The sequence below is a fragment of the Pseudonocardia sp. genome, from assembly GCF_050246655.1.
Taxonomy (GTDB): Bacteria; Actinomycetota; Actinomycetes; order Mycobacteriales; family Pseudonocardiaceae; genus Pseudonocardia.
On sequence record NZ_JBFWVQ010000023.1, the window covers coordinates 1 to 11,312 of the forward strand.

Below are 11,312 nucleotides of genomic sequence, written 5' to 3' on the forward strand. Positions count from 1 at the left end.
GCTTCGTCTTCGAGGACACCACGGACGCCGCGAGCCTGTTCGCGCTGCAGAAGTACGGGCTGATCTACAGCCGCATCGCGAACCCGACGGTCGCGGTGCTGGAGGAGCGGGTCGCGTCCCTGGAGGGCGGTATCGGGGCGGTGGCCACGGCGAGCGGGCAGGCCGCCGAGTTCCTCACGTTCGCCACGCTGTGCGAGGCGGGTGACCACATCGTCGCCGCCGCGGGGCTCTACGGCGGCACGATCACGCAGCTGGATGTCACGCTGCGCCGCTTCGGGGTGGAGACGACGTTCGTCCCGGGTGGCAAGCCCGCCGACTTCGCCGCAGCGATCACCCCGCGTACCAAGGTGATCTTCGCCGAAGTCGTCGCGAACCCGTCGGGGGAGGTGGCGGACCTCGCCGGGCTCGCCGAGGTGGCCCACGCGGCGGGTCTGCCGCTGATGGTGGACGCCACCGTCGCCACGCCGTACCTGTGCCGGCCGATCGAGCACGGGGCGGACATCGTGATCCACTCCGCGACGAAGTTCCTCGGTGGGCACGGCACCACGCTGGGCGGGATCGTCGTGGAGTCGGGCCGCTTCGACTGGGGCAACGGCAACTTCCCGCAGATGACGGCCCCCATCCCGTCCTACGGCGGGCTGAACTGGTGGGGCAACTTCCAGGAGTTCGGCTTCCTCACCAAGCTGCGCGCCGAGCAGCTGCGCGACATCGGCGCAACGCTCTCGCCGCACTCGGCGTTCCTGCTGATCCAGGGCGTGGAGACGCTGCCGCAGCGGATGGAGGCGCACGTCGCGAACGCGCGCGTGGTCGCGGAGTGGCTCGACGCCGATCCACGCGTGTCGTACGTGCGGTGGGCAGGCCTGCCCGGCCACCCCGATCACGAGCGGGCGAGGCGCTACCTGCCGCTCGGCCCGGGTGCGGTGTTCGCCTTCGGCGTCGTCGGCGGCCGCGAGGCGGGGCGGCGGTTCATCGAGTCGGTCCAGCTGTGCAGCCACCTCGCCAACATCGGTGACGCCCGCACGCTCGTGATCCACCCCGGATCCACCACCCACCAGCAGCTCACCGACGAGCAGCTGCGCGACGGCGGCGTCCCGCCGGACCTCGTGCGGATCAGCGTCGGCCTGGAGGATCCCGAGGACATCCTGTGGGACCTGGACCAGGCCCTGGCAGCCGCGGCGAAGGCGGAGGTGCAGGGCGAGTGAGCCCAACGCATGTCGCGGCTGCGGAGATCGCGGAGCGATCCCCGCAGCCGCGTAAGGACGGGGACCGAGCTCCGGCGAGGGAGGCGCGGAGCGAGTCCGGAACCGACCGTGGGGACAGTGGGAGCATCGCAGTGAGCGCCAGCGAGCGAGGAGCAGCGTGATGACGGCCGTGACCTGGGAGAACCCGCCGGCGACCCGACGCCAGCAGATCCTGCGCGCCACGCGGACCGTCGCGATGGTCGGCGCCTCACCCAACCCGGCGCGGGCGAGCAACTTCGTCGCCACCTACCTGCTGTCGAGCAGCGACTACGAGGTGTGGTTCGTCAACCCGAACGCCACCGAGATCCTCGGCAGGCCGGTGTACAAGTCGCTGGCCGACACCCCTGGCACGCCAGACCTGGTGGACGTGTTCCGCCGCCAGCAGGACCTGCCCTCCGTGCTGGACGAGGTGCTCGCGCTCCCGGAGCTCCCGCGCACGTTCTGGCTGCAGTTCGGCCTGCGCGACGAGGAGGTCGCCCGGCGGGCGCAGGCGGCCGGGCTGGAGGTCGTCATGGACCGGTGTCTGAAGGTGGAGCACGCCCGCTTCCACGGCGGGCTGCACCTCGCCGGGTTCGACACCGGCGTGATCAGCTCCCGGCGGCGGGCCCGCTGACCTGCGCGGGCGGGCCGGGTAGCTGCACATAGAGCCGCCGCCACGGCTGGTCGTCGACGAGCCGCCAGCGGTGACCGCTGCCGCGGGTGTCCTCGGCGAGCAGCACGTCGCCGGGGGACAGCACGAACGTCTCGCCGTCGCGGGTGGTGAACTCCAACGTCCCGGACAGCGTGACGACGTACTGCCGGTGCGGTGCGTCGTGCCAGTCCAGGGCCGACCCGGGCGGGCTCTCGGCGAACCGGACGGGCCCGGCGTCCAGCCAGCCGGTCGCCCAGTCCCGCCCGGCCGGGGCCGTCGCGATGACGCCCTCCTCGACGTGCGACAGCCCGTCGGGGCCGGTGAAGAGACGGATCACGCGCATCACGGGCACACCGCCGTCGCCGCCGGGTCGCTGTCGGCGAGCCAGCGCGCACCCAGCTCGGCGAGCGTGCCGCGGGCCCGCAGCGCGTCCTGGGCCCGGTCGAGCTCGGCGGCCAGCGCGGCGTCCCCGGACGCGACCGCAACCGCGATCAGCTCGGTGGTGATGCCGGTCTGCACGACCGCGAGCGACGGGCGCTCTTCAGTCAGCCGGCGCATCACCGGTTCGAGCTTCATGAACCCGCCGATGCGGCCGGCGTCCAGGTCGTCGAGCGCGTCGAGGATGCCCTCGTAGGGGTAGACGCGCACGCCCGCGACCCCGCCCTCGGCGTGCAGGCGCCGCGCCACGGGCTCGGAGGTGTTGCCCTCCTGCACGCCCAGCACGAGGCCGGCGAGGTCGCCGGTGGCGTGCACGTCGGGGGTGCGGTCGGTGTTCACGACGAGGCTCTGGCCGGAGCGCAGGTAGGGCCGGCACCAGCGGGCGAGGGTGCGCCGATGGTCGGTGACGGTCGCGCCGGAGGCGACGGCGTCGTACCGCTCGCCGAGGCGCGCGAAGATCCCCTCGAAGTCGTCGCCGTCGTAGCCGACGAGTTGGTACCGCGCGCCCAGCTCGGCGGCCACGGCCCGCATCCAGTCGACGTCCAGGCCGCTGGCCGGCGGGCCCGGGATCTCGAACGGCGGATCCGGGAGAGCTGACCCGACCCGCAGGACCCGCTCCCCGACGGCCATCGGCACCTCCCCGTGATCGCGGGTAGTACCCCGCGCCGGGCCGGGTCCTGTCAAGGCCGCGCCGGACCGTAGGTGAGCCGGCGGAGCAGGACCTCCGCGGGCCCGCGGATCCCGTGGCGCGCGGATGCGTCGGCGATCAGCAGGATCACCAGCCACACCCCGGCCCCGACGAGTGCCGCCGTCCACAGTGGCAGTCCCTCGCCCAGGCCGAGCGTCCAGGCCGGGAGCAGCACCACGAACGCGACGGACTGGGCGAGGTAGCAGGACAGCGAGCGTTGCCCGCACGCCTGCAGCGCCCGGGCCCAGGCGGGTTCGGGACGTGCCGTTCGCGCGCTCCGGGCGGCGAGGTGGATGGCGACGAGGCCGAACACCGCCGCGTACCCGATCGCGCCCGCGTACCCGGACAGCCCGTGCAGGGCCCCGGCGAGCAGCAACCACTCGAGCCCGGGGTCGCGGCCGGCGGCGACCATCAGGGCGAGCGGCAGCCCGCCGAGCACCCCGATCGCGATACCGCCCGCGGCGACCCGCACCAGCAGGGTCCGGTGGCGCTGGGGCTCGTCGAGGATCCGGCGCCGCGCGGCCAGCGCGCCGATCGCCACGGCGCCGAACACGATGAGCACCGAGAGGACCAGCCCGATCGCGAACCACTCGGCGAGCCGGTAGGCCGCAGCGACCGGCGCCGACTCGACCGCCATCGACGGCAGCGCCGCGTTCGTGCCCGGCGGGGGTGGCAGCGCCGCCCCCGTCAGGGCCAGCCCGCTCACGGCGGTGCCGATGACGGCGGTGACCATCAGCGCGCGGTCCGAGCCCGCCACCAGCAGGCCCGCGAGCAGCACCGCGGTGAGCCCGTATGCGCCGACGATGTCCCCGGCCCACAGCAGCAGCGCGTGCAGGAACCCGATGAGCAGCATCCACCACCCGCGGCGACGCACGAGGTGGACGACCGCCTCCGGCGGCAGCCCGACGGCCGCCCTGCGGGCCGCGAGCTGCCAGATCCCGTAGCCGAACAGCAGTGCGAACAGCGGATACGCCCGCCCGTCGACCAGCATCAGCTGCCCGGCGGCGACCACCGCGTCCACCCCGGACAGGTCGCGCGGGTAGCTGCGCGGCCCGGCGGGCAGGCCGTACACGTAGACGTGCACGTTCGCCAGCGCGATGAGCAGCAGCATCCCGCCGCGGGCGAGGTCCGGGGCGAGGACGCGGTCCGCGGTGGCGACGGCGCCGGGGTCGGGGGCGGTGGTCATACACCCGACGCTAGCGGCGACCGGTCGCCACCCGCGCGACCTGCCCGTCCGGTCAGCGAGGTTCGCCACCCGGGCCTGCCGGATCGTCGCGCTCCCGGCACCGTGCACATCGAGACGTGCACATCGAGCCGTGCAGACCGTGGAACCTGTGCACGGCGACCCGTTCCTGTGCACGGTCGCGGGGAGAGGTCGGTGCGGGCCAGGCGTGATCCCCGTCGCGGCGCGGGCACGATTCGAGGCGCTAGCCTGCTGCCGTGCCTGCCTCTGCCGCCAGCTCAGCCGCCACCAGCCCCGTCACCGTCACCGTCACCGGCGCCGCCGGACAGATCGGCTACGCGCTGCTGTTCCGGATCGCCTCGGGACAGCTGCTGGGGCCGGACACCCCGCTGCGCCTGAAGCTCCTGGAGATCCCGCAGGCGGTCCGCGCCGCCGAGGGGGTCGCGCTGGAGCTGGAGGACTGCGCGTTCCCGCTGCTCGCCGGGGTCGACATCACCGACGACGCGAACGTGGCCTTCGACGGCGCGAACGTGGCACTGCTGGTCGGGGCCCGCCCGCGCACGAAGGGGATGGAGCGCGGCGACCTGCTCGAGGCGAACGGCGGCATCTTCGCCCCGCAGGGCCGTGCGATCAACGACCACGCCGCCGACGACATCCGGGTGCTGGTGGTCGGCAACCCCGCCAACACCAACGCGCTCATCGCGCAGGCGGCGGCGCCGGACGTGCCCGCGGAGCGGTTCAACGCGATGACGCGCCTGGACCACAACCGCGCGATCGCCCAGCTCGCCCGCAAGCTCGGCGTCCCCCTCACCGAGATCACCAAGGTGGTCATCTGGGGCAACCACTCGGCCACCCAGTACCCGCACATCGGCCACGCCGAGATCGGCGGCAAGCCCGCCGCCGAGCTGGTCGAGGAGATCTGGCTGCGCGAGGAGTTCATCCCGCGGGTGGCGAAGCGCGGCGCCGAGATCATCGAGGTGCGCGGCGCGTCCTCGGCGGCGTCGGCCGCGAACGCGGCGATCGACCACGTCTTCGACTGGGTCAACGGCACCCCGGAGGGCACCTGGACGTCGGCGGGGATCCCGTCGGACGGCTCCTACGGCGTGCCGGCGGGCCTGATCTCGTCGTTCCCGGTCGTGTCGCGGGACGGGCAATGGGAGATCGTGCAGGGCCTGGAGCTCGACGGCTTCGCCCGCGAGCGCATCCGGCTCACCGTCGCGGAGCTGGAGGAGGAGCGCGAGGCCGTGAAGGCCCTCGGCCTGCTCTGAGCCACGTTCAGGGGCGCGTTCAGAGGTAGGCGGCGGGTTCCGCCGCGCCCCCGCACGCGCATCGCGCCACGGCCGCACCTGCCGGGACGCGCACCGGCGCGTCGCAGCGCGGGCAGCGGGCGTACTGCGGGTTGAGCCGGTGCGGCACCCAGAGGCTGGTGAACCCGCGCCTGCCCAGCGCACCGTGCCGGAAGCGGTGCAGCGCCGCCCGGTGCGCCGCGCTGCTCCCGACGGCGGCCTCCGCGGCGGCGACGGAGGTCCACGCCGTCACCGTGTGGCCGCGCGCGCCCACCGTCGTCCCGAGGAACGCGAGGAACCCCGGGGCGGCGGCGAGGTCGGCGACCACCTCCGCCCCGCGGTCCTCGACCTCCGCCGCGTCGGCGTCGCCGCCCGTCTCGATCCAGGTCATCGAGAGCGCGCCGGGTGTCGCCGCGTCGCCGGTGTCGGTCCAGGCGCAGGTCCCGAACCGCATCGGCGGCTCGTCGGGGGGCACGACGAGCAGCCGCACCCCGAGCCGGTCCGAGACGGCCGCGACCTCGGCGGCCCCGTCCGGGCCGGTCACGACCGGGCCCCGATCGGCGACCCGATCCGCGCCACGTAGAGCGAGTCGAGCGGATCGTCCGGCACGTCGAACACCTCGACGTGGCCGAAGCCCGCTTCGCCGAGCATCCGCACGGCGAGCTGCTCGCCCCACACCGTGCCGAGTCCGGCACCGCCGTGGGCGAGGGACACGGTCATGCAGTGCAGGGTGCTCACCCCGTACAGCCACGGCGCGAGCGGGTTGCCGACGTTGTCCTCCAGCGCGGACGCGGCCCGGACGTCCATCATCACGAACACCCCGTCCGCGGTGAGCGCGCCGCGGATGCGCGCCAGCACGCCCGCAGGGTCGACCTGGTCGTGCACGGCGTCGAAGGCGAAGACCGCGGCGAACGGGCGCTCCTGCGGCAGCCGCGCGATGTCGGCCACCTCGTAGGTGACGTTGGAGAGCCCCCAGCGGTCCGCCTCCGCGCGGGCGGCGTCGATCGCGTCGGCGGCGAGGTCGTAGCCGGTGAACCTGGACCGCGGGAACGCCCTGGCCAGCAGGTTCGTCGAGTGTCCCGTGCCGCAGCCGACGTCGGCGACGCGCGCCCCCGCCGCGAGCCGCTCGGCCAGGTCCCCGGCCAGCGGCAGGATCCCGTCGATCAGCTGCCCGTCCAGCAGGCCGCGGGACAGGCCGTCCATGACGGCGGTGAACTCGGGCCGGAACGCCTCGTACGGCACGCCGCCCCCGGCGCGGAAGCACTCCGCGACGGCCGGGACGTGGCGGCCCAGGAGCCCCGTGACGGCCGCGACGGGCGCGAGGTTCGCCGAGCCGGGGCCGGTGAGGCAGGCGGCGTGCGGGGCGGGCAGGTCGTAGCGGCGCGTCCGCGGGTCGTAGCCGACGATCCCCGCGGTGGCGAGGGCACCGAGGCACTCCCGGACGTAGCGCTCGACCAGCCCGGCCCGCTCGGCGAGCTCGGTGCTGTCGCCCGGGCCCGCCGCAAGGGTGTCCAGCAGTCCCGTCCGGTGCGCGAGGTCGATCATCAGTGTCGTGACGCCCGCGGTGTAGGTGGTGAGCAGCTCGCCCGCGAACCGCTCGGTCGCCGCCTCGTCCAGCACGGTGGTCATCTCCGGCCTCCTCGGTGATCGGGTGGCCGACGGTAGGCGGAGCCCACGGGTGCCGGCATCGGGCGAACCGTGCAGCTCGGTGGGGCCGGGATGGGTCGTCCTACCCAGAGGCGGTCAACCCGAGCCGGTGCGCCGCGGCAGCCGCCGCGGTGCGGGTCGTGACCCCGAGCTTGACGAAGATGTTGGACAGGTGCCTGGCCACGGTCTTCTCGCTGATGGTGAGCGCGGCGGCGATCTCCCGGTTCGTGCTGCCCGCTGCGACGTGGCCGAGCACCTCGGCCTCCCGGCCGGTCAGCCCGCTGGGCAGCAGCGGTCGCCCGCGCAGGACGGCGACGGCGGCGGCGTCGGGAGACGCGCCGAGGCGGTCGAACACGTCCGCGGCAGCGGCCAGTTCCAGCTCCGCGCCGTCCGCGTCGCCGAGGTCGCGGTAGGCGCAGGCGAGCAGCACCCGCGCACGGGCGGCGTCGTAGGGGGCGTCGAGCCGATGCCAGGCCCGGCACGCCGCGCGGAGCAGGGGCAGGGCCTGCGCCGGCCGGTCCGCGGCGAGCGCCACCGCACCCCGGGCCTGGTCCGCGGCGGCGGCGAAGCCGGGGCTCGTGAAGTCCTCGGCGATCTCCGCGAGCTCGCCCGCCGCTTCGGCGGCCTCGGTGACCTCCTCGCACGCCAGCAGGATCTCGGTCGCCGGGCCGAGCAGCCGGGCCTGGGCGAGCCGGTCCGTGGTCTCGGCGAGCAGGGCCGCCCGCACGGACGCCGCCGCCGACTCCGGGCGGCGGCGCGCCAGGGTCAGCAGGGCGAACCCCGGTTGCGGATCGCGGCCGAGCCGGTGCGCCCGCACGAACTCCGCCTCGGCGGCGTCCAGGTCGCCGCGCAACCGGTGCAGCTCGCCCAGCTCGTAGCGGCCCTCGCCCGCGGCGAGGTAGGCGATCCCCTCCAGCTCGGCACAGACCCGCTCGGCCTCCCGCTCGGCGTCGGGCCACGCGCCCGCGGCCCGCAGCAGCTGCGCGCGATGCACCCGGCAGATCCCGGTGAACAGCACCGCGGGCGGCACGGTGGCCAGCCACTTCTCGGTCACGGTCACCAGCTGCCGGGCCCGGCGCAGGTCGCCGAGCTCGTAGTAGGCGGCCATCAGGTTGCAGTAGATGTCGCCTGCCCAGTCCGGGGCGACGTCGTCGGAGAGCAGGGCGACCATGGCCTCGTCGAGGACGGCCAACCCCTCGGCGACGCGGGCCTGACGCAGCCGAGCCCGCCCCTCGCCGAGCAGGCTCGCCGCGACGAGGGTCGCGTTGCCGAATCGCTTCCCGAGATCGCGAACCCGCCGCGCGGCCTCGACGACGGGCTCCAGGTCCGGCGAGTCCAGACCGCCCTCGACCTCCAGCAGGTAGGCGAGGTAGCCCTGCTCGACACACTCGGGCCCGTCCGCGAGCAGCCGGTTCGCCCGGCCGATCCAGCCGCCGCCCATCTCCGCGTCACCGCGCAGCAGGAAGTTGACCGCGACCCCGATCGCGGACCAGGCGGCGGCGCGGACGTCCCCCTCGGCCAGCAGTGCCCGGTGGGCGGCCTCGCCCACGGCGATCGACTCGTCGGCCTGCCCGAGCCACCAGGCACAGTCGGCCAGCGCCGACAGGTCCGGCCCGGTGAGGCTGCCCTCGGCCTGCGCTGCGCGGAAGCCGTCGTGGGCGTGCGACCAGCGACGTTCCCCGAACGCCACCCGCGCCGCGATCAGCGTCGCGCTCTCCCGACCCACGCTTGCCTCCTTGCGGCTCGTGGTAGGTGCAGGCTAGGGGTCCGGCGGGCCCGCCTACCAGAGCGGGAGACGGGTCGTCGGCCGTTCGGGTGGGAGCGGCACCCGCGCCGCCGGCTACCCGAGGTCCGGCCGGGCGGCCGGTGGGGGCACCGGCCGGGCCCCGCGCGGCGGGACGGACGGCCGCGGGCGCGGCGGTGTCGGGCGCTCCACGGACACCGGGCCGATGAGCGCGCGCACGTCCGCGGTGGCGGCCCGGCGCCGGGTGGGGTCCAGGCCGATGACGGGTGCGGTCCGGCGCAGCGCCGCGAGCAGGTCGCGGCCCGCGAGGACGTACGCCCTGCCCCGCACGGCGGTGACGATCGCGTCGGGGCGCAGGGCGGCGACCATGTCCGGGTCGGGCCGCCCGGCCGGGCCCAGGTCGGCGAGGCCGTCGGCCCCGGGGCCGTCCAGCCGGGCGGCATCGCACGTTCCGACCAGGGTGGCCCCGACCGCGAGCAGCACGCTCGCGACGTCCGGGTGCGCGGCGACGATCCTGCGGACCGGCCGGTGCAGTGCCACCGCGAGCCCGGTGTGGTCGACGAACATGCGTCCGCCGGCGCCCGCCCCGATGAGGCCGGTGAGGGCGCCCGTACGGGCGGGCTGGTCCCGCGGCGGGGTCGGTGGGGTCGGTGGGGTCGGTGGGGTCGGCGGGGTCGGTGGGGTCACAGCCGCGTCACAGCGCGACGACCGCGAACGACTCCGGGGCGAGCGTGAGCTCGCGGCCCTCGGACTTGGGCTGCTCGGAGGCCAGCAGCACACCGGTCACCGGCGCGTCCATCGTGAGTGTCGCGGCGGCGCCGCCGAGGTTCACGGCGAGCCGAAGCGAGCCGCGGTGCAGCACGATCGTGCGCGCCGCCTCGTCCACCTCGACCTCGACGTCCTCCAGCCACGGCGCCGACAGCTGCGGGTTCGCCTTCCGCAGCGCGACGAGCTCCCGGTAGGTCCCGAGGATCCAGCGGTGCGGCTCGCGGCGCGGCTCGTCCCAGTCCAGCTTGGAGTCGAGGAAGGTCTGCTCGGCGTTCGGGTCGGGCACCGCGGCTTCCCCCCAGCCGTGCTCGACGAACTCGGCGATCCGCCCCGTGCGCACGGCCTCGCGCAGCGCGGGGTCGGGGAACGAGGAGAAGAACCGCCACGGCGTGCGCGCGCCCCACTCCTCGCCCATGAAGATCATCGGTGTGAACGGGGAGCACAGCACGAGCGCCGCCCCGCAGGCGAGCAGGCCGGAGGAGAGGGTGGCGGAGAGGCGGTCGCCCGTGGCGCGGTTGCCGATCTGGTCGTGGTTCTGCAGATAGGCCAGGAACCGGTGCCCGGGGACGCGGCGGGTGTCGACGGGCGCGCCGTGGCTGCGCCTGCGGAAGCTCGACCAGCCGCCCTCGTGCAGGAACGCCCGGCAGAGGACGTGCGCGAGGCCGGTGAGCCCGGCGCGGGCGAAGTCGCCGTAGTAGCCCTGCGACTCCCCGGTGAGCGCGGTGTGCAGGCTGTGGTGGACGTCGTCGCACCACTGGGCGTGCAGGCCGTAGCCGCCGCCCTCGCGGGCCGTCACCATCCGGGGGTCGTTGAGATCGGACTCCGCGATCAGCGACAGCGGCCGGCCCAGGTGGGTGGAGAGCGTCTCCACCTCGACGGCGAGCTCCTCCAGCAGGTGCGTGGCTCGGGTGTCGCGCAGCGCGTGGACGGCGTCGAGGCGCAGGCCGTCCACGTGGAAGTCGCGCAGCCACATCAGCGCGTTCTCCACGACGAAGCGGCGCACGGTGTCGGAGTGCGGGCCGTCCAGGTTCAGCGACGGGCCCCAGATGTTGCTGCCCGCGAAGTACGGGCCGAAGCGGTCCAGGTAGGCCCCCGAGGGGCCGAGGTGGTTGTAGACGACGTCGAGCAGGACGCCCATGCCGCGGCCGTGGCAGGCGTCGACGAAGCGCTTGAACCCGTCCGGGCCGCCGTAGTTGTGGGTGACGGCGTACCAGCCGACGCCGTCGTAGCCCCAGTTGCGCGGCCCGTCGACGGCGTTGAGCGGCAGCACCTCGACCAGGTCAACGCCCAGCCCCGCGAGGTGGTCGAGCTTGTCGATCGCCGCGTCGAACGTCCCGGCCGGGGTGAACGTGCCGATGTGCAGCTCGTAGACGACGCTGCCGGGCAGCAGGCGACCCGTCCAGGTGCTGTCGCTCCACGAGAACGCGGAGTCGTCATAGAGCTGCGAGGCCTGGTGCACACCGTCGGGCTGCCAGCGTGAGCGCGGGTCCGGCAGCGGTGTGGGGTCCTCGTCGAGGACGTAGGCGTACCGCGAGCCCGGCCCGGCGTCGCCGATGCTCGCCCGCCACCAGCCGCCGGGGCCGCGGCCCAGCTCGTGCGTCGCGCCGTCGACGTGCACCCGGACCCGTTCCCGCTCCGGCGCCCACACCTCGAAGTCAGCCATGGCGGGCATCCTGCCGGGCCGCG

General features: G+C 75.0%; 11 protein-coding genes. 3 read left to right on the top strand and 8 right to left on the bottom strand.

The features are described from left to right. A partial coding sequence (locus tag AB7J25_RS10495) for an O-acetylhomoserine aminocarboxypropyltransferase/cysteine synthase family protein (RefSeq protein WP_428507616.1) occupies positions 1–1,202 on the top strand: 1,202 nt, incomplete at its 5' end. 160 nt (positions 1,203–1,362) lie between these two features. After that, positions 1,363–1,854, top strand: a complete 492-nt coding sequence (locus AB7J25_RS10500; RefSeq protein ID WP_428507618.1) for a CoA-binding protein — start codon at positions 1,363–1,365, stop codon at positions 1,852–1,854. Here the strand turns inward: AB7J25_RS10500 and AB7J25_RS10505 are convergent. Genes AB7J25_RS10505 through AB7J25_RS10515 form a run of 3 tightly spaced genes read right to left on the bottom strand, consistent with a single transcriptional unit; the run spans position 1,829 to position 4,184 of the window. Beyond that, positions 1,829–2,215 (bottom strand): cupin domain-containing protein, encoded by a 387-nt coding sequence (locus AB7J25_RS10505; protein ID WP_428507620.1) that lies wholly within the window; start codon positions 2,213–2,215, stop codon positions 1,829–1,831. The genes AB7J25_RS10500 and AB7J25_RS10505 overlap by 26 nt on opposite strands. Then, positions 2,215–2,940, bottom strand: a complete 726-nt coding sequence (locus tag AB7J25_RS10510) for an ABC transporter substrate-binding protein (RefSeq protein ID WP_428507622.1) — start codon at positions 2,938–2,940, stop codon at positions 2,215–2,217. Before AB7J25_RS10510 ends, AB7J25_RS10505 begins: the two co-directional genes overlap by 1 nt. 50 nt (positions 2,941–2,990) lie before the next feature. Then, positions 2,991–4,184, bottom strand: coding sequence for a DUF418 domain-containing protein (locus AB7J25_RS10515; RefSeq protein WP_428507624.1), 1,194 nt, complete (start codon positions 4,182–4,184; stop codon positions 2,991–2,993). A gap of 254 nt (positions 4,185–4,438) precedes the next feature. Here AB7J25_RS10515 and AB7J25_RS10520 point away from each other — a divergent pair, with 254 nt between their 5' ends. Then, positions 4,439–5,449, top strand: a complete 1,011-nt coding sequence (locus AB7J25_RS10520) for a malate dehydrogenase (protein WP_428507626.1) — start codon at positions 4,439–4,441, stop codon at positions 5,447–5,449. 19 nt (positions 5,450–5,468) lie between these two features. On the opposite strand, the gene AB7J25_RS10525 is transcribed toward AB7J25_RS10520, so the two are convergent. The 5 genes from AB7J25_RS10525 to treZ form a co-directional block, all read right to left on the bottom strand. Further along, positions 5,469–6,011 carry a hypothetical protein gene (locus AB7J25_RS10525; protein WP_428507628.1) on the bottom strand — a complete coding sequence of 181 codons (543 nt, stop codon included), beginning with the start codon at positions 6,009–6,011 and terminating at the stop codon, positions 5,469–5,471. Continuing rightward, a complete protein-coding gene (locus AB7J25_RS10530; RefSeq protein ID WP_428507630.1) occupies positions 6,008–7,096 on the bottom strand; it encodes a class I SAM-dependent methyltransferase in 1,089 nt (362 codons plus the stop codon). The genes AB7J25_RS10525 and AB7J25_RS10530 overlap by 4 nt, the downstream gene beginning before the upstream one ends. Before the next feature lie 100 nt (positions 7,097–7,196). Further along, the gene (locus tag AB7J25_RS10535) at positions 7,197–8,840 is read right to left on the bottom strand and encodes a LuxR C-terminal-related transcriptional regulator (RefSeq protein ID WP_428507632.1); all 1,644 of its coding nucleotides are present in this window, start codon (positions 8,838–8,840) and stop codon (positions 7,197–7,199) included. A 114-nt stretch (positions 8,841–8,954) separates the two neighbouring features. Beyond that, positions 8,955–9,425 carry a hypothetical protein gene (locus AB7J25_RS10540; protein ID WP_428507633.1) on the bottom strand — a complete coding sequence of 157 codons (471 nt, stop codon included), beginning with the start codon at positions 9,423–9,425 and terminating at the stop codon, positions 8,955–8,957. Between the two features lie 127 nt (positions 9,426–9,552). After that, the gene (gene treZ / locus AB7J25_RS10545) at positions 9,553–11,289 is read right to left on the bottom strand and encodes a malto-oligosyltrehalose trehalohydrolase (protein ID WP_428507635.1); all 1,737 of its coding nucleotides are present in this window, start codon (positions 11,287–11,289) and stop codon (positions 9,553–9,555) included. Positions 11,290–11,312 lie beyond the last annotated feature (23 nt).